Here is a 21,425-nt window from a genome sequence, read left to right as displayed (position 1 = left end):
AGACATAGTGTCGGTTTCCGAACACTAATTTCAATGTGGAGGGATACACTTTGAGTGCACTTACCATCTTTGTTAAAACTATTATTACCTTAATGATTAAGGTAAGCTTTTTAATGAAAGTATACAAACAAAGACTGAATTACTTATTAAGTGCAGCCGGTAACTTAAGTTTATAAGTTTCTCAAAATTGTCTAATTCCACATTCGTAACTAATGAGGGTGGTCATTAAGTTTAACTTTAATGACCACCCTTGTATTATCATAAATTTAATATGGTGCCCTTTGTAAATTTTAGTACCTCAATTACTTATGATACGCTGAATTTTTATCCAAATTAAAAGACTTGACGGGTTTTATCTTCTTGAGATACATTTTTTAAAAATACTAATTTATTAGAAAAGAAGGTCAGGCGTATGTTGCAATGTCGTGAGGATGTGCTGGCATTCACGAAACAGCTCGTAAACATTGAAAGTGTCGTTAATACCAATGGCGAAAAGGTCATTGCTCAGTCTTTATATTCTATGATTTCCTCTATGCCCTATTTTTCACAAAACCCCAGCCGCATAGTTTTAGAACAAACGCTCAACGATAATCAAGAGCGCTATAATGTCCTTGCTTTTGTTAAAGGAACAAAGGGAAATAGCAATCGCACGGTGATCCTGATGGGGCATATTGACACGGTTGGGATTGATGATTTTAACCATTTAAAAGACCAGGCTTGCTTCCCAGATGAGCTTATGGAATCACTAAAAGACGAACAGCTGCCAGCTGGGGCTAAAGAACATTTAGATTCGGGGGATTGGTTATTTGGCCGCGGCATCCTTGATATGAAAAGCGGGGTTGCCAGTCACTTATATCTCTTAAACTATTATTCTGAACATCCTGAAGAATTAGATGGAAACATTGTTCTCTTATCGGAATGTGACGAGGAGGACAGTTCACACGGTGTTCTTTCAGCTTTAAAAACATTGAAACGCTGGAGAAGAGAACATGGTTTTGACTATGTAGCCGCTATTAATGCGGATTTCGTTTCACCAAGATATGAAGGCGACGAAAATCGCTATATCTACAAAGGGACCGTCGGAAAGCTGCTGCCATCATTCTTTATTACTGGAGCAGAAACGCATGTAGGATCCGCCTTCGAGGGACTCGATCCAAACTTTATCGCAGCGGAGCTGACCAGGCAAATTAATTACAATCCGGAGCTTTGTAACGAAGCGTTTGGTGAGACGACCGTGCCCCCCGTTTCATTAAAACAAACAGATTTGAAACCGTCTTATACCGTTCAAACTGCCTTAGCTGCCTATGTTTATTACAATTTCTTTATTCATTCTTGGTCTCCAAAGGACGTGCTTGAAAAATTAAGGGAACAAGCTATGATCGCTTTTACTAATGCCCTGACTTCCTTCGAAGAAAGGTATCAACAATACAGCATATTAAGCGGCGAACCCTATGTACAGCACCCTTGGAAACCTAGAGTGATGACGTACGAGGAAATGGAACGATTATTGATCAATGAAAACGGCGAATCGTTTACGGCACATATGAGTCAATTTAAAGAAGAGCTTCTAAAAAATCCCGAACTAGATACGCGTATGTTCGCGGCAAGAGTGGTAGAGGAAGCTTGGAAATGGATGAAGGATAAAAATCCAGCCATTATTTTGTTTTACTCATCCCTGTACTCTCCACGAATTGAATTAACAGGGAAAACAACTGACGAGCTTGCTTTAATTACTTCATTGGATGAAGCAGTGGAAGAACTCCAACCATACTACCATTATCCGATTGTGACACGTAACTTTTTCCCTTATATTTCTGATATGAGCTTTGTTGCTCTTAGTGATGATGAAGCCGGTATTAATGCCGAATCGAACAATAACCCTGGCTGGGGTACCAAACTCTTTGTAGACTATCAAGACATTCGCGATATCAATGTGCCAGTAATTAATATCGGACCTTATGGAGTAGATGCCCACAAAAAACTTGAAAGAATGGAAATGACCTACTCATTTGAAATAGTACCAAATCTAACAAACCTCGTAATTCAAAAACTATTAAATAATTGAACCAAAAAGCCTGTAGACTTGTCTACAGGCTTTTTAGCTATAACTTTTTCATTTGGTCTATATTTGCATTGTAGAATTCGTCTTGATATTTGTAGAATAAATTTTTGAATTGTAGAATTCGTCGTGATGATTTGTAGAATAAATCTAAAAAGTGTAGAATCCACCTCCATATGAGTAATTATGAAATATGCCAGGCTTCTTTACCCTTCTAATATTCCAGGGAGGGAGATATTTTCTATTTCATTTCAACCTGCAACAAAACAGATTCACCACGGTTTACAGCAATTTCCTCTGTTTTTGTTAAAGATGCAATTGCCTCAAAGTTTGTAATCACAACTGGCGAGATGATACTCTCGGCTTTTTCTCTTATCAAATTCAAGTCGAAGGAAACAAGCTTGTCACCAGCCGTTACTTGATCTCCTTGTACGACATGGCCTTTGAAGCCTTCCCCTGCCATAGCAACAGTATCCATACCGATATGAATCAAGATCTCTAAACCATCTTTACCACGAATTCCGACAGCATGGTTTGTGGGGAAAATTTGTACAATCTCTCCATCTATCGGAGCGACAACTATTCCTTCAGAAGGCTCAATCGCTATTCCGTCTCCAATCATTTTTTGACTAAACACCTGGTCGGGAACATCCTCAATTTTGACCACTTTTCCAGTGATTGGAGACATAATTGTCAACGATGTCTCTTTTTTTCCAAACAACTTCTTAAACATTTTGCTTACCTCCCATTAGTAAGTTCAGTAGGAAAAGGCGAAGAAGCTCTTCACTTTTTCGCCTTTTCATTCGTTCAACTATAATACTAGTTTAATTCCGGCCAGTACTCTTTATTGGCTTCAATTAAATCATCCAAAATCTCTTTTGCTACTTTTGCACTAGGTACTGTTTTAGATAGTGTTAAAGCCTGCCACAATTTTTGGTAGCTGCCTTCGATGTAGGCTTGTACGACTAATTTTTCAACCGTTACCTGCTGGTACATTAACGCTCTTTGGAATTCAGGAATTTCCCCTTGGCTTAATGGCTCTGGACCATCGGAACCAACGATACATGGAACTTCTACCATAGCATCCCTATCAAAGTTAGCAATAGTACCATTATTCTCCACAATTAATAACATTCTTTCATGCGTGTTAAAGGCAATAGCACGAGCAAGATCAACTACGAAAGTGGCGTGGGCACCCATCTCAAATTCACAGCCTTCTGCTGTTCCATTTTCAATGATGGTTCTTGCTGTTGAAAAGACTGTCTTTTCTCTGCCAGCGATGACTTCATTTGCCCTTGTGTATTCCGGATTAGAAGTTTTCACCACGTAATCAGGGTATAAATAATATTTTAAATACGTATTTGGCAAGAATCTTGGGTCGACCGCTATTAGGTCTTTTGCTTTTTTATGTGTTTCCTGCCAGCTTGCATCCGTGTGCTGGGTATCTACTTCTTTTTGAGTAAGATAGCCGTTTTCGGCCACATAGTCGCGGATTTGAGGAAGATATTCATTGCCCGCTTTATCTTTGACACTTGTCCACCAGCCAAAATGATTCAATCCGAAATAACGTACTTCGAGATCCTTTGGTTCTTTTCCAATGATATGAGATATTCTACGAAGTGTGCCTACAGGCATATCACAAATATTCAATACCTTTGAATTTGGACGAAGAACACGGCAAGCTTCGGCTACTATCGCTGCAGGATTGGAATAGTTTAACATCCAAGCATCAGGTGAGTATTTTTCCATAATGTCAATCAACTCGATCATGTCACCAATGCTTCTCATTCCATAGGCAATTCCACCAGGACCGCACGTTTCTTGGCCGACGACACCATGCTTCAATGGAATCTTTTCGTCTTTTTCGCGCATTTCATATTTTCCAGTTCTAATATGGGCAAAACAGAAGTCGATATCGGTGAATGCTTCCTCTGGATCAGTTGTAAAAGAGTATTCAATATCAGGTGCATTTTCTTTCATTACAATATCCAGTGCTTCCCCTAAAACAGCTTGTCTTTCTCTGTCATTATCATATAATTTTAATTTCCGAAGCGGGAAACGGTCCAGATTATCCAATAGCATCATCACAATACCCGGTGTATAGGTGCTTCCTCCGCCTGCAATTACTACTGAGAATTTCTTCATGTTCTCCATTCCCTTCTATAATCTGTTTTCTCTTTGTTTTTATAGGTTTCTATCTTTTATGTTTATTCGTTTGTGCTTAATCCCAAGTAGTTGTCTACCGCTTTTCGAATGTTTGTCACCTGTAAGCCATAAACAACCTGAACATTTTTATCTTTGATAATAACTCCGCTGGCGCCTGTTTGTTTTTTCAACACATCTTCATTTACCCTTTCAGGATGGTCCAAAGTTAAACGAAGTCGTGTATAACAATTTGTGACTGTATTAATATTGCTTGCTCCACCTAAAGCATCGACGATCACAGGAGCAATTCCGTCATTTCCCTGCGGCACAGGCACCTCAGCAGTTCCTGTACTTTTCTTTGCTTTATAATCATTCTTCGAATACAATTTCGTCTCATTACCTTCATCTTCTCTACCAATTGTTTTGAAGTTGAATTTAACTATCAAGAAGCGGAAGACCACGTAATAAATCACAAAGAAGATTAATCCGATTAAAATGTACATTGGCCAGTGAGTCTTTTGAATTCCGAGCGGCAGATTGAACAGTAAGAAGTCAATCATACCGTTTGGACCAATCGCTCGTACATCGAATAGATGGAATGTCACCATGGCTAAACCGCTTAAACATGCGTGAACCACAAATAACAATGGTGCTACGAACATAAATGAGAATTCAATTGGTTCAGTGACACCTGCAATAAAGGAAGTAACAGCAGCAGGAATCAGAATCGCTTTTACCTTTGCTTTGTTTTCAGGCTTGGCAGTGTGGTACATTGCTAAACAAGCACCGATTAAGCCAAACATTTTGGAAATCCCGCGCGCATCCCAAACGACACTTGGAGAAAGCTCTTTTACGCTTGGATCAGCAATTTCCGCATAATAAATATTTCTTGCCCCTTCAAATACTTTGCCGCCAACTTCAGCAGCACCGCCCAATTCTGTGTATAAGAATGGTGTATAGATGAGGTGGTGCAATCCTGTAGGAATTAACAATCGTTCTAATGCCCCGTATAAGAAAATTCCGAAGCTTCCACTGTGATTAATCAGTGTTCCAAGCTTATTAATACCAGTTTGGAAATATGGCCAAATAAATGTAAGAGCAATGGATAATAGCACAACGACTGGTATCAGGACGATAAAGACGAATCGTGAGCCGCCGTAAATTTGAAACGCGCCATTAAATTCTGTATCAATAAATTTGTTATGAACCATTGCAGTGATAATTCCGAGAATTAAACCTAGGAACACACCCATGTCCAAGATTTGTACTCCCAAGATAAGCGTTTGTCCGGTTCCCTGCAAGGTATCTCCCTCATAAAGAACACCGCTCAGCTGCATAAATTTATTCATCGCATTGACAAACACTAGGTAGCCTAACAACGCGGTAAATCCAGCAACCGCTTTTTCCTTATTGGCTAAACCGACTGTGATCCCGACACAGAAAATGAGTCCCAAATTACCAAGTATCGAAACCAATGATCCGGTTAAGATGGTCCCGAATCCTGTGGTGATCGGATTATTTAAAAATGGGATAACTTCCAATAATCTTACATTCGTTAATAAGTTTCCCAGGGCAATTAAAATACCAGCAATCGGCAAAATAAGTACCGGAATGAACATCGCTTTTGAAAAGCGCTGCATGCCATCCATGACTTTCGCTTTCATTTTGCCTTCCCCTCCTGTATGTGTTTTTGTATTCGCTTTCGTCGACAGGTTTAGAATACAATGTAACCGTTTTATAGTCGATAGATTCAGCAAGATAAAAAACGTGTTTCACATATTGAAACACGTTTCACACGTTCCTATCTTTTATATTGATTAACGTTTCAACATACTGCCTGACGATAACTTCAAACATCAGCATTAGACTAGGGAAAAAACTATTCGGCAGCATGTTTCGGTCATCTAGTTTATTATGATCGATGATTTTAAAATTTAAATCAGAAAGCCTCGCAATCCGATTATCTATTTCTTTTGTGAAAGACACCGTAAATATATTATGCTCCTTAGCTGCCTGCAATTTATCGATTACCAGCTGTGTTTCACCTGATTTTGAGATGACGACTAAGGCACCGATATCTTCCAGATTATTTTCGAATATGCCAATTGAATCCGTTCCACTCGCAAAGATCGTTTTCCTACCTAACACCAATAACTTTTTATACAAGTATTCAGCTGCAATAGCTGAAAAACCTGTGGCATAAATGAAAATATAGCTTTGACGGAGGTTAAGTACCTGCTTAATAAATGTTTGAACATCTTCCACCGAATTATGGTTAAAAAAATCCTTTTCCCTAATCTCCAAAAAATCTTTGATTGCGCTGCTTTGTGATGCATCCGCTTTTTTGACAAGAGGCAGGAGCTGATAATACATATCAACAAATCCGGCATACCCTAATTTTTTTGACAGGCGTATCACCGTCGCAGGAGAGGTGAAATTTTCCTTAGCTATTTTCCTGACTCCCATTTCCAAGACAGAATCGATGTTATTAATTATATATTGGACAATTTGAACTTCTACTTCTGTTAAATTTTTACCTTGAATAATTTTGCTGATATCAATCATATTTTCATCACTCTCTGGATTCTATACCTTTAAAGCAGAATAGAAATCACGTATCTTTTTTTACATAGTTGCTTGAATAACTGATATTAATTTTACACAATTTTGAAATATTATTCTATAATATAAGCCTCATTCACTTATGGTAATGTCCCCCTATCGTAAAGAGTACTTTTTTAATTCACCATCTCTTTTACCTACTCATTCATCAGCACCCTGGCAAGTCCATATAGTTCGTCGTGCTTTAGTAATCGATAGTGATGTCCTTCTTTTTGTAGATAGCCTTTATCGCAAAATTGAGCCAGCACAAATAATAGATGGCGATAGGACACGCCTAAAAAGTCACAAACTGTCACATGTTTTTCCTTATAGAACTCTCCATCCGCTGTTTGCAGAATAAAATCCGCCAGCCTGTTTTCGAGCGGAAAAGAGAGACTTTGCGTATATTTGGCAACTATTTGTGTTGATTTTATACTTAAAAATAAGGCCAATTCCCGCAGAAATAAAGCATCCTCCAGCAATTGAGTCCGGCAGCTGTGAAATGGAATAGCAAAACAAATGGTTTTAGTGGTCGTCTGAATCCCCTTCGTATAGTAAACCTGATTTAACAATTCCATTTCCCCGATAAAATCATTCGCCTTAATAAAGTTGATTAAGGACACCTTTCCGTTCTGATGAGTGACATAAATCTTTGCTTTTCCCTCAATGACAAAAAATAAGTAATCTGGGCGCATGCCCTCTTGAATAATCCATTCATCACGTTCGTATTCATGGACTTGTACATACTCCTCAATTGAAAAAGAAAATAAATGGCTAATCGAATATTCCTCCAAATAGCGCCGTTTTTTTTCATTTTTATAAATTTTCATAATCCACCCTCAAAATATGAGATATCTCATATTATTGTATAAATCCCCATGATATCATGCAACCATTAGGGGGAATCTGAATGAATTCACAACGCTGGATGGGCGGACAGTTTTTTAGTTTTTATTTCACGTGGGGCATTTTTCTTCCCTTTTGGACGGGGTGGATGATTCATACCAAAGGAATTACAGTCTCACAAGCCAGTCTAATCATGAGTTTAGGTCTTGTGATCCGCGGCCTATCTACTTTATTTATCTTTCCTTATTTTTCACGGAAATTTAGCAATAAAGCTTTATTAAATGGGATGGCAATTGGCTCGGTTTTGGCCATTCTGTCTTGTATACCAGCTGATTCTTTTGCCAGTTTACTTGCAGCAAACTTGATTTTGAATATTTTCTATCCAACATTAATGCCCGTACTAGACAGCACCGCTGGTGTCCTTATGCAAAACAAACTATTAAGAGATTACGGAAAGAGCCGCTCGTGGGGGTCGATCGCATTTGTCATATCTGGTATGCTTATAACAGTCTTTACCGGGGCATTTGGTGATGGAGTAATTTTATGGGCGTTGCTGCTTGGGACGCTGATCTTGCTAGGTCTTAGTTTTATGCCCGCTCCAACGGTACTGATGGAAAAACCGATATTAGGAAAAAGGAAAAAAGACGGCATGCTGCAATTATTTCGCGCCAAACACTTTGGTTTAGTGTTGGTTATCGTGATTTTTCTACAGGCGGCGCATGCTTCTTATTACAGTTATGGCTATATATTTTTACAAGAAATCCATGCACCTGAATACCTAATCGGTATGATTCTTAATATTGCCGTATTTGCCGAGATCATTTTCTTTTTCATGGCTGACCGGTACTTTCACAAGTTTTCAGCTGGCTCGTTACTGACAATTTCCGCAATTGGTTCTACAGTGCGTTGGGTACTAGTATTTTTCTTTCCGAATGTCATTGGTTTCAGTATCTCGCAGACATTGCATGCTTGCTCATTTGCAATGGGGCACTATGCGTTTATGAAATATTTAACCAAGAATCTTCCCCCTGCCCAAATTCCGAATGCTCAAGGCATGTATTCAGCCTTGGCGCTTAGCTGGAGCACAGCGGTGTTCACATTTTTAGGCGGGTATTTATATGAAATAGAACCAAGATACGCCTTTATTGGGATGATTATCTGCACCATCCCATCCATGCTGCTTGCACTCATTTTCCGGAAACTGGAATATAAAAAGGAAACCAAAACTACTAAATTAGTAACTAATCTATAAAACAAAATAAAGGTGCTCTGACTAGGTGTCAGGCACCTTTATTCCTTCTTACACGATGGAAATGGTGGCAGGATGTGCAGTCAGATCCTTCCCTCCTGAATGTGCTTGCGAAACTGGAAAGCAGACAGTAATCTATAGCCTTTAAGTTTAGGAATCATCGCATCAAGCATTGCGACCGCTTCTTCCTTTTTGCCCTCATAAACGGCTTGATCCACATCTAGTGTTTTTAACAGGAAGGGATCTTTTATCTTCTCTTTATTTTGCTTAAAGGCCACTGAATCACCTTCATTCATAGCGATATACGCTGCGGCATACCATTTAGTTTTATTCTCGCTCATTTGCCTTACTAATTCTTTTGCTTTTCCGAATTGTTTTTGCCCCATGAGCAGCATCACTTCCGCGCTCCTTTTTACTTTCTCGGAGCGGATTTCCTCCATTGCACTTTCCGCTTCTGACAAGTCATACTGTAGAAAGTGATAAAGAAAAATCATAAACGGCCTTTTCGACTTTTTTAAAGAAGTCATTATCTTTTCGGTGTCTCTTCCGAATAACATCGGGCTTTGACTTAAAAGAAAAATAAAGATAATAACAATCACACTGTACATGATCCATATCGGAACTTGATAAAATCCCATTAGAAATGCAAATATTATAGTGATAATTAGCAAAAACCAAATCATAAAATCCTCCACCTACAAGTCTTCGTTATATGTCTATCAAAAAATTCGCTATTGCGTTTCAATAATCCTTTCTATTACAGTAAAAAAGTGGCAGCGGCATAGAGAAAGATCATTCCTTTCGGACGGACGCTGGACTTTTTGGCCACAAAAAAACAAGAGAACCGTCGTCCCCTTGCTTCACCGAGAAAGAACTTGTTTAAAAAGCTGCCTAAATTCCTCCCGATCTTCTTCTGTAAAAGGCTTTGGTCCCTTTGTTCGCTTACCGCCTTTTCGAGCCATTGCACTTAAATACCGAGTTTGTAATAATTGATCAATGTTTTCATTTGTATACGTAAACCCTTTATGGTGAAGGACTATACAGCCTTTGGCTAACCCTAGCGATGCAAGGCCATAGTCTTGCGTCACAATGATATCGCCTGCATGAGCTAATTTCATAATCCGATAATCTGCAGCATCTGCTCCATCATCCACATAAATGGTTTCCACTTCAGATGGTTGTTCTGCCGTTGAAAAGTGAGAAAAGCTTGTCACAAGAGTAATGGGAATTCCCGCACTTCTTCCTTCAGAAATAATTATATCTTTTACTGGACAAGCATCTGCATCCACATAGATTTTCAAAATAATCTCTCCTAAAAAAGAATGTTTAGCCACTCTCTCTATAATACAGCTTTTGTTTTTTATCAATCTGCTTGTCTAACCAGCCAGCCAAATCGCCCAAAAACTTCTCTTTTTCCACTCCATCAAACGGGCGGTGTTTAACTAAAGGGTACTCGTATAGCTGTTTATCCTTAGAAGCCACTCGGTGGAAAAATTGTCGCAGCTTTGTTGGCGGAGTAATTTTATCGTCAAGTCCGTATTGCAATAAAAACGGCAGTTTAAGCAACTGTGCCTGATTTTCCACACGTGAAATAGCTTGAATCAATCCACTTCCTAAACCAGGTGTTACAATATTATGGCGCAATTTGTCACTATAATATTTAACATGCATGTCTGATTTTCTTTTCATAAACAATCGATTGGCTGATTTATTAATACGAAAATTCGGTTTGACCTTGCCCATTATGGTAATACCAAACTGCTCAAATGGTGTTACCTGGTAAGAAATAGCAGGGGAAATCACACTAATTCCTGAAATACCTGCACTATAATCTAACACATACTCGAGTGCCATCAAGCCGCCCATACTATGTCCTACTATATACAAAGGCAGTTCAGGTTGATCAATTGTCACGAGTTTGCGAAACTCGTGCAAATCGCCTCTAAATTCATCCCAAGTTCGAATAAATCCCCTGTCACCGGCGCTCTTTCCATGTCCGCGCAAATCATAGGCATAAACTATATAGTCTTTATTGACCAAGCTCGTGCTAAGATTTTTCAGCCCCCCACTATGGTCGCCATGTCCGTGAACTAAAATAACTGCTGCTTTTGGAGCAGATAATGGTTCGATCACTTGAAAAAATAATTCAACACCATCGACACCATTAAATGTCCCTTCCGTTACCATGCTATATAAACCCCCAGTTGTAAACAATATTAAAATGTTGTTTAAGTTCATTTTATTATAAAGCTAGGTGTTACTCGTGTCACGCCATGATGGGGGGTTTTTTTACTATGATAATCTCCAGTTAACAAAAAGTCATGAATTAGACATGAAATGACACCATATTAGCTGATTTGATTTATGGGAGATTCTAAATAGGCAGCCATCTTAGTTTAAATAAAAAAAAGAACAGTTCCCCCGCTTTTTAGAGCAGGAGAACCGTCCCCATGTATCACCCAAGACCCACTCAGCTGTAGGCTAGCTCTTTTTCGCTTAGACCAAGTGCCTTGTCGGTGGAGGTATGAATTTCTTGTATTAACTCTGGGTGTTCCGTTAGTGACACCCCATATGAAGGAATCATTTCTTTTAGTTTTGGTTCCCACTCTTGTATATGTTGTGGGAAGCATTTATTTAAGACCTCCAACATGACGTGAACAGCTGTAGAAGCACCTGGTGAAGCACCGAGCAAAGCAGCAATCGAGCCATCGGAGGCCGTCACTACTTCCGTACCAAATTGCAGCGTTCCTTTTCCGTTGGCCGTATCTTTGATAACTTGTACCCGTTGTCCTGCGGTCACGATATCCCAATCCTCGAGTTTGGCGTTCGGTATAAACTCGCGGAGTTCTTCCATCCGCTTTTCATTCGACAACAGCACTTGCTGAATTAAGTATTTGGTCAGAGATAGCTCTTTTACGCCTGCCGCTAACATGGTTAAGACGTTATTCGGTTTTACCGAACCAATTAAGTCAAAGTTTGAGCCGGTTTTTAAAAACTTTGGCGAGAAGCCGGCAAACGGTCCAAACAGCAAGGTTTTTTTGTTATCGATAAATCTTGTATCAAGATGAGGAACAGACATTGGAGGTGCCCCAACTTTTGCTTTACCGTATACTTTTGCATGATGCCGCTCTACAACCTCGGGATTGTTACATACCATAAATAGGCCGCTAACCGGGAACCCGCCAATATGTTTTGACTCAGGAATACCGGTTTTTTGCAGTAATGGCAGACTTCCGCCCCCTCCGCCGATAAAGACGAATGGCGCAGTATGGTATTCAACATTACCGTTATCGATATCATGAACTTTCACTTCCCACAAACCATCACTAGTACGTTTAATATCCTCCACACTATGCTTGTAGTTGATTTCAACATTTATATCCTTTAAGTGATCAAACAACATGCGTGTTAACGCACCAAAGTTAACATCCGTTCCAGAGTCGGTTTTTGTGGCTGCAATCGGTTCATCCGATGTCCGGCCTTCCATGATAAGCGGAATCCATTCCTTCAGTTTGTCAGGGTCATCTGAATATTCCATTCCTTGAAACAGAGGATGGTTTGACAGCGCTTTAAAACGTTTCTTTAAAAAAGTGACATTCTTTTCCCCTTGTACTAAACTCATATGAGGAATTGGCATGATAAAGTCCTGGGGATTACGAATCAAATTGCTGTTTACAAGATAAGACCAAAACTGTCTTGAAAGCTGAAACTGTTCATTAATACTGATTGCTTTACGAATATCTATCGATCCGTCAGATTTTTCGGAGGTATAGTTAAGCTCGCACAATGCTGAATGGCCCGTGCCCGCATTATTCCATTCGTTAGAGCTTTCCTCTCCTACGTTTGCAAGTTTCTCAAACACTTTGATTTCCCATTCTGGGACTAACTCTTTTAGTAAGGATCCCAAAGTCGCACTCATGACTCCGGCCCCGATTAAGATCACGTCTGTTTTTTTCTGTCTGCTGCTCATTATAACCCTTCCTTATCCCCTATATTGGCAAAAAAGATATAGGCACCAGCTCGGAACACACCTTTTCTGTCTTAAATTCTATCATTTTACTATTATAATTATTAATATATTAAAATATCTACTACTATTCAGATAATTATAAACCATCTGAGGCTAGTAATAAAGTGAAAAGTCCTTCCAAAAGTTCTAATGAACATACAAAAACTTTGACCTCCCCACTAATAATCCCCTATTCCTCTTTTTTGAATCTCTGCAAAAAACAAAAAAAAAGAAAAGACATCCCCACTTATTGTAGAAATGCTCTCCGTTACTTTTATAATATTAGTCATAAGCAAATCCACAGGAACATCGATTTTTTTCAATAAAAGGTGATAGGATGCGGAAATGCATGGGGACGGTTCTTCTGCTCCATAGTGCAAGAGAACTGTCCCCACGTATCATTTTGGTTTTTGTTTTACATTATCCTCTCTTGAATCAATGGTGACTGATTCCAAGCCATAGCCTGTAGAACTTATTTCTAGGCTCTCTTTTGGGTTTTTATTTGAAAAGACTTTATCTTCATTGCTTTTTTCCATCGCCCTGTCCTCCTTCTCTAGTTGATTGCCATCTATAAATTATCTGCTAAAAATCGATTTTTTATTAAAAAGGGGGATTAAAGGTAAGAAATACATCGCATAAAGAAAAAGAGACGGTTCTCTTGCTTCATTTGAAGCAAGAGAACCGTCCCCATGTATCACTTTAAATCACACGTGATGTAACGATACCTTCGATTTGTCCGATTTTTTCTACTAAACCAGGAATGGTTTCGCCATTTATTTTATTATCAATATCGATCATCGTATAGGCGTATTCACCACGGCTTCTGTTCACCATGTCAGCGATGTTCAATTGGTAGCTTGAAATGGCTGAGGTAATTTGTCCCACCATGTTTGGAACGTTTTTGTGAAAAACAGTTACACGGCGCTTTCCTGTATAAGGCAGGGAGGCATTTGGAAAGTTCACCGAGTTTTTGATATTTCCTGTTTCTAAGAATTCTTTAACCTGGCGGGCTGCCATAATGGCACAATTCTCCTCAGATTCGACTGTGGAGGCGCCGAGATGCGGTGTGCAAATGGTATTTTTCATTTTCAACACATTTTCATTTGGAAAGTCTGTAATGTACTTACCAATGATTCCGTCTTCAAGTGCAACCGCCATATCTACTTCATTCACTAACTCCCCACGAGAGAAATTCAAGATATGAGTTCCCGGCTTCATGATGCTGAATGCTTTCTGGTTAAACATTCCGCGTGTATCATTCGTTAACGGCACGTGAACCGTAATATAATCAGATTCAGCAAACAGTTGTTCAAGGCTCATTGCACGCTGTACATTACGAGACAAGTTCCAGGCGGTATCAACAGAGATGAACGGATCAAACCCAATGACATCCATATCTAGGTCAAGTGCATCATTGGCGACTAGCGCACCGATTGCCCCTAAACCGATGACCCCGAGCGTTTTTCCTTTAATCTCTTTCCCCACAAATTGTTTCTTCCCAGCTTCCACAAGCTTGGGTATTTCTTCTGCTTCACCCACTAACGCCTTTGTCCAAGCCACACCAGCAAAAAGGTTACGGGATGAAGCCATTAATGAGGTTAATACGATTTCTTTTACTGCATTCGCATTAGCACCCGGTGTATTAAAAACAACAATTCCTTGTTCCGTACATTTTTCGACTGGAATATTATTGACACCCGCCCCAGCGCGCGCGATCGCTTTTAATTTATTTCCGAACTCTAGTGAATGCATATTAAAACTGCGCACAACGATCGCATCAGGATTTTCACTGTTATTATCGATGGTAAAATGCTCTTTGTTGAATACCTTTAACCCGTTTTCTGCGATATTATTTAATGTTTTAATAGTATTCACTTTGTTTGAAACTAGTGTGCTCATTTTATTTACTCCTCTTTTTGATAGTTTTAAGTTAATAAAGGTACCATCCCGTCATCCAAAGCTAAAATCTACTACACCATTAAAAAGCAGCTGAACTATCTCCTCCTATAGCAGAAAAAGGTAAGGAGTTTTTCCCTTACCTTTGCCCAGGCGAACGGCTCCGACACTATGTGCTCCCTCACGGTGATCCGTGTTCGCCAGTTACACATAGCCTTTTTTTATTTGTTTTACTTTATCAAATTTTCAGATATTTATCAAGAGATTATTTTATTATAAAATCACACCAACGGCCAGGGAACGTTTATATTCAAAACAACTATCTGGGCCAGTTAATAGTTAAAAGCGATTCGTCCTCTAACGAACCGCTAATTCCGTTTTTATTTATCCTGCAACATTTTGAAAACCTGCTCCACGTCTTTATCTCCGCGTCCTGATAAGTTCACAATCAACACATCATCCGGGGTTAATTCTTTTGCTAGTTTAACAGCATAGGCAACGGCATGAGAACTTTCTAATGCCGGTATAATTCCTTCTGTCTTACTTAGCATTAAGAATGCCTCTAACGCCTCTTGCCCTGTAACGGTTACATACTCTCCTCTGCCACTGTTTTTTAAGTAGCTATGCTCAGGACCCACACCTGGATAATCAAGTCCGGCTGCAATTGAGTAGGTTGGCTGCGGCTCGCCATTTTCATCTAATAGCGTCAAACACTTAAATCCATGGATGACGGCTGAAACACCCTGACTTAAGGTCGGAGCTTCCGCTGGTTCTACCCCAATAAGCCGAACATCTTTTTCATCAATATAGTGGGCAAATGCACCAATCGCATTACTTCCACCGCCCGTACAGGCAATCACTGCAGTTGGCAGTTTTCCTTCTTTTTCAAGGACCTGACGTTTGGACTCTTCACTTATAATCGCCTGAAAATGTTTGACCATGGTTGGATAAGGATGTGGTCCGACGGCAGAACCTAATAGATAAAATGTATTATTATAGTTTTGGACTAGGTCTCCTAATGCTTCGTCAACTGCATCTTTTAGACGCCCTTGCCCCTTTGACACCGGAATCACCTTTGCTCCGAGCAATTCCATCCGGAACACATTCAGCGCCTGGCGTTCGGTATCTAACTTGCCCATATAGATGACACATTCCATCCCAAACATGGCACAGGCTGTTGCCGTTGCCACACCGTGTTGCCCAGCTCCTGTTTCCGCAATAATCCGCTTGATGCCCATTCGTTTTGCTAACAAGATTTGTCCCAGCGCATTATTAATTTTGTGGGCTCCTGTATGATTTAAATCTTCCCGTTTTAAGTAAATTTTCGCTCCGCCAATTTGCTTCGTTAAATTCTCGGCAAATGTAAGTGGATTTTCTCTCCCGATATATTCTTTTAAATAGTATTTATACTCCTCAATAAATTTCGGATCGTCTTTATACCGATAAAATTGTTCCTCTAATTCGTTCATGACAATCTGCAAGTCATCTGGAACAAAACTTCCTCCAAACTCACCAAAATACCCTTTGCTCTCTACACTCGTTCTTTCCATCCTCTTCTCGTCTCCTTCTCAACTATATTTTGGTTTAGCCTCAAAAAAATAACCGAATTTTCAAATATATTTTAACACGTTGTTCTTTTCAAGCAAACTATTATGCAAGTCATTTTGTGCGGCTGCCCCCGTTTCCACTTTTTTATTGACATTCTCTTAAAATAGCTTTAGGATAATCATTAATTTAATATTTCAAAATCTTATCCAGAGAGGTGGAGGGACTGGCCCTGCGATACCTCAGCAACAGCCTTATTATGTGGACTGTGCTAATTCCAGAAGCTTATGTGTAAGCTTGAAGATAAGAAGAGTGTATACCTTTTATTTATAATCAAACCTCTTCTTATCTAAGAAGAGGTTTTTATTTTTTTCAATATGAATTACTAGAATAGGAGCGGATTACCTTGACTAAAACATTAGTGAAAGCACCATTTACAGCTGATCATGTGGGAAGTTTTTTAAGACCGGAACGATTGAAAAAAGCGAGACTACAAAAACAAAACGGTGAAATTACGGCCGAACAGTTACGTCAGATTGAAGATGAAGAGATAATCCGCCTGGTAGAAAAACAAAAAGAAGTCGGTTTACAGGCCGTAACGGATGGAGAATTAAGACGCGCTTGGTGGCATTTTGATTTTCTCGGCGGACTTGAAGGGGTTGAGTTTGTCCAAACAGAAAAAGGATTACAATTTAACGGAGTGGAAACGAGAGCACACGGGGTCAAGGTAACAGGAAAAATTGACTTCGGTAACCATCCAATGATAGAGGATTATAAATTCTTACACAGCATTGCCGGTGACCATGTCGCGAAATTTACGATCCCAAGTCCTAATATGTTAATTGTCCGTGGTCAGGGAATTAGTGATGTTTACGAACATCAAGATGAATTTGTAGATGATTTAATTCGTGCCTACCAAAAAGCGATTCAAGCCTTTTATGATGCCGGCTGCCGCTACTTGCAATTAGATGATACTTCATGGGCATCGTTGTTCTCAGAGACAGGCAGAGACAAATTAAAAAAGGATGGTTTTGAGCCTGCCAACTTAGCCCAAACATTGGCTAGAGCGATTAATGAATCGATTGCGAACAAACCCGAAGATTTAGTTATTACGATGCACATTTGCAGAGGAAACTTCCAATCTACTTATACTTCAACAGGCGGATATGATTTTGCCTCTGAAATCATTTTTGGCGGTTTAAATGTGGATGGCTTATTCCTAGAGTTTGATGATGAACGTTCAGGCGGCTTTGAACCCCTTCGTCATGTTAAGCGAAATGACCTGCGAATTGTCTTGGGATTAATTACATCGAAATTCGGCGACCTCGAGAATCCAGAAAAAATAAAAGCAAGAATAAAGGAAGCCAATCAATATCTTCCATTGGATCAACTTTGCTTGAGCCCACAATGCGGCTTCTCTTCCACAGAAGAAGGAAACCTCTTAACAGAAGAACAACAATGGGACAAAGTACGCCATGTGATTAGCATTGCACAGGATGTTTGGAATTAGTTCATGGGGGACGGTTCTTCTGCACCAAATGGTGTAGAAGAACCGTCCCCATGCTTGCTAACACCTGACATATTTGCGTTTAAAACCAATTCTTCCTTTATCTATTCCTTGTTGGATATTTTCTGAAGCAAGCAGTATACTGTTTTTCTTGTTGTCCCGCTTGATTTCGACTGGACCTACTGCCTTTGCGGTTTCAACCGCCTTTTCATGGAGCGGCACGTAGGAAATCCCGACTGTGTAAATAAAATTATTCATAGAAGATTTTGTACGTTCAGGTGAATCTTGAATCGTACTTTCTACCTGATCTAGCATCCTGGCAATTTTGTCTGCACTAAATTCGCTGTCCGGCCGATTACCCAAAAGCCAGCAGTAACAGCTCCAGCCTGCCGACATTTTAAGTTCTTCCCCGCTTGCAATCCATTTATCAGCCACCGCTTGTGCAATATCGGTTTCGGATAGAGTTACGGCCACCACAAAATCTGACAGCATATAAAAATAAGCATCCTCAATCCAACGTTCAAAATCATCCTCTGTCATTGTCTTTGGATCCGCGATAACACCAGCAAAGTACATAGCATCGTAGTTCCCAGTGGCGTAAAGCTGCTCAGCTAAAGGCTGATTTTTCTTGATTTTCTTTGCAAGTGGCTTCATTGCCCCTGTAGCTACCCCAAAAAGCGGCTCGTGTGCACCATTGCTTAGGTAAATCTTTTTCATTCGTTCTTTTCCGAGTGCTTCCAATTCCTGCATAACCGTTTCGAAATCCATCGTTTAGCACTTCCTTCTTTATAAACAAATTGTCTTGAACTTTATATTTATTTTTACAACTTCATATTACCCTTAATGATATGTTTATTTAACCCCAGAAAAAGGAATCTATTTGAATTATATCAAATATTTTTCCAGTTTTAATAAATTCTGGTTTATGATACACTGCGGGTGTCAGGTACCTTTTTATTGTTTAACCCCCTAAACCGTTGTATAATCTTTATCCATACACAATTATTTTTGGTTACGAAATATATGCAGAAAGAGAGACATGAATGAAATCAAATAAATTACCATTGTATTTATTAATGTTTGATATGTTTATTACGTTTAGCGCGGTTGGACTTATCATTCCTGTTATGCCAAGCTATTTGAAAACCTTTGGAGCCGCTGGACAAGCTTTAGGCTTTATCATTGCTATTATTGCTTTTGCTCAGTTTATTTTCTCTCCCATGGCGGGAAATTTATCTGACCGGCATGGACGTAAAAATTTAATCGTCTTCGGACTTTTCGTGAATGGTATTTCCCAAATCTTCTTCGGGTTATCCTCAGAGCTATGGATGCTTTATGTCTGCAGATTCTTTACGGGGATCGGTTCAGCGTTTATCGTCCCACCCGTTATGGCCTATGTGGCTGATATCACCACCCTTAAAGAACGTGGGAAAGCCATGGGTTTGATTGGGGCTGCGATCTCACTAGGATTTATGATTGGACCTGGGATTGGCGGGTTCCTCTCAAATGTAAGCTTGCATTTTCCGTTTTACTTTGGCGGTTCCGCTACCGTAATAGCTGGGATTTTATCTTTCGTCATCCTCCCCTATATCAAACCAGTTTTGAAAGATCAAGGGAAGGGAGAGAACTTATTTAAACAAATGGCCCGTTCCTTTAAAACAAGCTATTTTGTTTTATTAATTGTTGTGTTTGTTTTCTCTTTTGGGATTGCCAACTTCCAATCAACGCTGTCCATGTTTTTGACGTATAAACAACATTTTACTCCAAATGGTATTGCGATTGTCCTGACAGTGGGCGGCTTTGTCGGTGTAATCATTCAAGCCTTCGCACTTAATAAACTATTTGCGATCTTTGGAGAAATGAAAATTATTCTATTTGCTTTACTTCTTGCGGCATTTAGTATGTATGGCATGTTATACGTTAGCGGCTTTTTCATTATTCTATTAGTTGCAACTCTATTCTCGACTGCGACGACCTTAATACGCCCAGCAGTTAATACCTTAATTTCGAAAATTGCCGGCGATGAACAAGGTTATGCTGCGGGAATGAATAATTCCTATATGAGTTTAGGCAATATGATAGGGCCGGCACTAGCCGGAACTCTATTTGACTGGCATATGTCTATACCGTTTACGTTCGGCGCGATTATTTTGATTGGCTGCTTCTTCCTAACTTATAGTTGGGCAAAGAAAAAGAATGCCATCTCGCAACATGCATAAGAATCAAAAAAAGAATCCTGACCCTTTGGCGTCGGGATTCTTTTTTTTATAATATTTTTGATGTCTCTTAAATATACTTTTTAAAAATCAACGTCGCATTATGCCCGCCGAATCCCAATGAGTTTGACAGCACGACCTGAATGTCTTTTTTCCTTGCCACGTTTGGAACATAGTCCAGATCAAGTTCTTCATCTGGTGTTTCATAATTAATCGTTGGGGGAATGATGCCATCCTGTATGGCTAACACTGAAAAAATGGCCTCTATCGCACCCGTTGCCCCCAACAAATGTCCGGTCATTGATTTGGTAGAGCTCACTGCCAGTTGATAGGCATGTTCTTTAAATACTTCTTTAATGGCTAACGTTTCGTACAGATCATTATAATAGGTGGACGTACCATGTGCATTGATATAGTCCACCTGATTGGTGGAGATTCCGGCATCCTCTAATGCTAATTTCATCGCACGCTGAGCCCCTTCTCCTTCCGGTGCAGGTGTCGTAATATGATGGGCATCACCTGTTGCACCATATCCAATCAGCTCCCCATAAATGTGAGCGCCGCGGGCTAACGCGTGCTCTAGCTCTTCTAATATGACGATTCCTGCACCTTCCCCAATGACAAACCCATCACGATTCTTATCAAATGGACGGCTGGCTGTTGTAAGATCGGGATTTTTTGAAAGAGCGGTCATATTTGAAAAACCTGCAACCGTCATCTCTGTAATAGTAGCCTCTGTTCCGCCTGCCACTACCATATCAATATCCCCTTTTTGGATTACGCGGAAGGCATCACCAATGGAATTTGCCCCGGATGCACATGCTGTAACGGAACAATTGTTAATCCCTTTTGCCCCAAGTGCAATCGATACCTGCCCTGCCGCCATATCTGGGATAAACATTGGAATCGTAAACGGATTGACCCTTCTTTGTCCTTTTTCTAAAAACTTCTTATGCTGTTCTTCAAACTCGCCTAAGCCGCCGATTCCTGAGCCAATCCAAACCCCGACACGTTCGGGTGCGATGTCCTCACCGATTTTAATTCCTGCATCTTGTACCGCCATTTGGCTGGCAGCCACAGCAAATTGGCTATAGCGCCCCATTCTTCTTGCTTCTTTTTTATCCATAAAGGTTTCTGGGGTAAAGTCTTTTACTTCAGCTGCAATCTTGACATCGACCTTCTCTACATCAAATATAGTAGCTGGACCAACACCCGACGCACCGTTTTTAATCTGTTCCCATGTTGTTTGAGCATCATTCCCCAAAGGAGTAACGGCTCCAATACCTGTAATCACTACTCTTTTTTTCATATAATGCTCTCTCCCACTATTTATTTAAAAAAATCTGCGAATA

19 protein-coding genes and 2 riboswitches are annotated in these 21,425 nt (G+C 39.9%); of the genes, 5 read left to right on the top strand and 14 right to left on the bottom strand.

What is annotated here, in order from left to right:
- The first annotated feature begins 50 nt into the window (after window positions 1-50).
- A complete protein-coding gene (locus AC4E8C_RS03340) occupies window positions 51-176 on the top strand; it encodes a hypothetical protein (protein WP_490210241.1) in 126 nt (41 codons plus the stop codon).
- Between the two features lie 236 nt (window positions 177-412).
- Window positions 413-2,065, top strand: coding sequence for a M20/M25/M40 family metallo-hydrolase (locus tag AC4E8C_RS03335; protein WP_490210240.1), 1,653 nt, complete (start codon window positions 413-415; stop codon window positions 2,063-2,065).
- Between the two features lie 235 nt (window positions 2,066-2,300).
- On the opposite strand, the gene AC4E8C_RS03330 is transcribed toward AC4E8C_RS03335, so the two are convergent.
- The 5 genes from AC4E8C_RS03330 to yeiL all read right to left on the bottom strand — a co-directional run bounded on the left by AC4E8C_RS03330 (window position 2,301) and on the right by yeiL (window position 7,635).
- Entirely contained in the window at window positions 2,301-2,792 is a 492-nt protein-coding gene (locus tag AC4E8C_RS03330; protein WP_490210238.1) for a PTS sugar transporter subunit IIA, read from the bottom strand.
- Window positions 2,793-2,878: 86 nt separating this feature from the next.
- Window positions 2,879-4,204: a 6-phospho-alpha-glucosidase gene (locus tag AC4E8C_RS03325; protein WP_490210237.1), complete on the bottom strand. Its 1,326-nt coding sequence runs from the start codon at window positions 4,202-4,204 to the stop codon at window positions 2,879-2,881.
- Between the two features lie 62 nt (window positions 4,205-4,266).
- Entirely contained in the window at window positions 4,267-5,868 is a 1,602-nt protein-coding gene (locus AC4E8C_RS03320) for a PTS transporter subunit EIIC (protein ID WP_490210236.1), read from the bottom strand.
- A gap of 127 nt (window positions 5,869-5,995) precedes the next feature.
- Window positions 5,996-6,769, bottom strand: coding sequence for a MurR/RpiR family transcriptional regulator (locus tag AC4E8C_RS03315; RefSeq protein WP_490210235.1), 774 nt, complete (start codon window positions 6,767-6,769; stop codon window positions 5,996-5,998).
- 194 nt (window positions 6,770-6,963) lie between these two features.
- Window positions 6,964-7,635, bottom strand: coding sequence for a transcriptional regulator YeiL (yeiL, locus tag AC4E8C_RS03310; RefSeq protein WP_490210234.1), 672 nt, complete (start codon window positions 7,633-7,635; stop codon window positions 6,964-6,966).
- Between the two features lie 80 nt (window positions 7,636-7,715).
- Between yeiL and AC4E8C_RS03305 the strand changes: the two genes are divergently transcribed.
- Window positions 7,716-8,903, top strand: coding sequence for an MFS transporter (locus tag AC4E8C_RS03305; protein ID WP_490210233.1), 1,188 nt, complete (start codon window positions 7,716-7,718; stop codon window positions 8,901-8,903).
- 80 nt (window positions 8,904-8,983) lie between these two features.
- On the opposite strand, the gene AC4E8C_RS03300 is transcribed toward AC4E8C_RS03305, so the two are convergent.
- The 7 genes from AC4E8C_RS03300 to trpB all read right to left on the bottom strand — a co-directional run bounded on the left by AC4E8C_RS03300 (window position 8,984) and on the right by trpB (window position 16,355).
- Complete coding sequence (locus tag AC4E8C_RS03300; protein ID WP_490210232.1) at window positions 8,984-9,583, bottom strand: hypothetical protein; 600 nt, start codon at window positions 9,581-9,583, stop codon at window positions 8,984-8,986.
- 177 nt (window positions 9,584-9,760) lie between these two features.
- On the bottom strand, window positions 9,761-10,201 hold the full coding sequence (locus tag AC4E8C_RS03295) for a YaiI/YqxD family protein (RefSeq protein WP_490210230.1): 441 nt from the start codon (window positions 10,199-10,201) through the stop codon (window positions 9,761-9,763).
- A gap of 25 nt (window positions 10,202-10,226) precedes the next feature.
- Window positions 10,227-11,087, bottom strand: a complete 861-nt coding sequence (locus AC4E8C_RS03290) for an alpha/beta hydrolase (RefSeq protein WP_490210228.1) — start codon at window positions 11,085-11,087, stop codon at window positions 10,227-10,229.
- 283 nt (window positions 11,088-11,370) lie between these two features.
- Window positions 11,371-12,870, bottom strand: coding sequence for a malate:quinone oxidoreductase (locus AC4E8C_RS03285; protein ID WP_490210227.1), 1,500 nt, complete (start codon window positions 12,868-12,870; stop codon window positions 11,371-11,373).
- Between the two features lie 437 nt (window positions 12,871-13,307).
- On the bottom strand, window positions 13,308-13,445 hold the full coding sequence (locus AC4E8C_RS03280; protein ID WP_490210225.1) for a hypothetical protein: 138 nt from the start codon (window positions 13,443-13,445) through the stop codon (window positions 13,308-13,310).
- Window positions 13,446-13,608: 163 nt separating this feature from the next.
- Entirely contained in the window at window positions 13,609-14,808 is a 1,200-nt protein-coding gene (locus AC4E8C_RS03275) for a phosphoglycerate dehydrogenase (protein ID WP_490210223.1), read from the bottom strand.
- 137 nt (window positions 14,809-14,945) lie between these two features.
- A riboswitch (ZMP/ZTP riboswitch) is annotated at window positions 14,946-15,023 on the bottom strand.
- A gap of 162 nt (window positions 15,024-15,185) precedes the next feature.
- Entirely contained in the window at window positions 15,186-16,355 is a 1,170-nt protein-coding gene (gene trpB, locus AC4E8C_RS03270) for a tryptophan synthase subunit beta (RefSeq protein WP_490210221.1), read from the bottom strand.
- Between the two features lie 197 nt (window positions 16,356-16,552).
- Window positions 16,553-16,660: riboswitch (SAM riboswitch) on the top strand.
- A 96-nt stretch (window positions 16,661-16,756) separates the two neighbouring features.
- On the opposite strand from trpB, the gene AC4E8C_RS03265 reads away from it, so the two are divergent.
- Window positions 16,757-17,860 carry a 5-methyltetrahydropteroyltriglutamate--homocysteine S-methyltransferase gene (locus AC4E8C_RS03265; protein ID WP_490210219.1) on the top strand — a complete coding sequence of 368 codons (1,104 nt, stop codon included), beginning with the start codon at window positions 16,757-16,759 and terminating at the stop codon, window positions 17,858-17,860.
- Window positions 17,861-17,917: 57 nt separating this feature from the next.
- On the opposite strand, the gene AC4E8C_RS03260 is transcribed toward AC4E8C_RS03265, so the two are convergent.
- Entirely contained in the window at window positions 17,918-18,625 is a 708-nt protein-coding gene (locus AC4E8C_RS03260) for a DNA alkylation repair protein (RefSeq protein WP_490210217.1), read from the bottom strand.
- Between the two features lie 275 nt (window positions 18,626-18,900).
- Between AC4E8C_RS03260 and AC4E8C_RS03255 the strand changes: the two genes are divergently transcribed.
- Window positions 18,901-20,076 (top strand): MFS transporter, encoded by a 1,176-nt coding sequence (locus tag AC4E8C_RS03255; RefSeq protein ID WP_490210215.1) that lies wholly within the window; start codon window positions 18,901-18,903, stop codon window positions 20,074-20,076.
- 67 nt (window positions 20,077-20,143) lie between these two features.
- Here AC4E8C_RS03255 and fabF read toward each other — a convergent pair whose 3' ends face one another.
- A complete protein-coding gene (gene fabF, locus AC4E8C_RS03250; RefSeq protein WP_490210213.1) occupies window positions 20,144-21,382 on the bottom strand; it encodes a beta-ketoacyl-ACP synthase II in 1,239 nt (412 codons plus the stop codon).
- Between the last annotated feature and the right edge of the window lie 43 nt (window positions 21,383-21,425).

The sequence above is a fragment of the Neobacillus sp. SRL179 genome (assembly GCF_984799095.1).
This window is presented reverse-complemented; position numbering and strand designations above follow the sequence as displayed.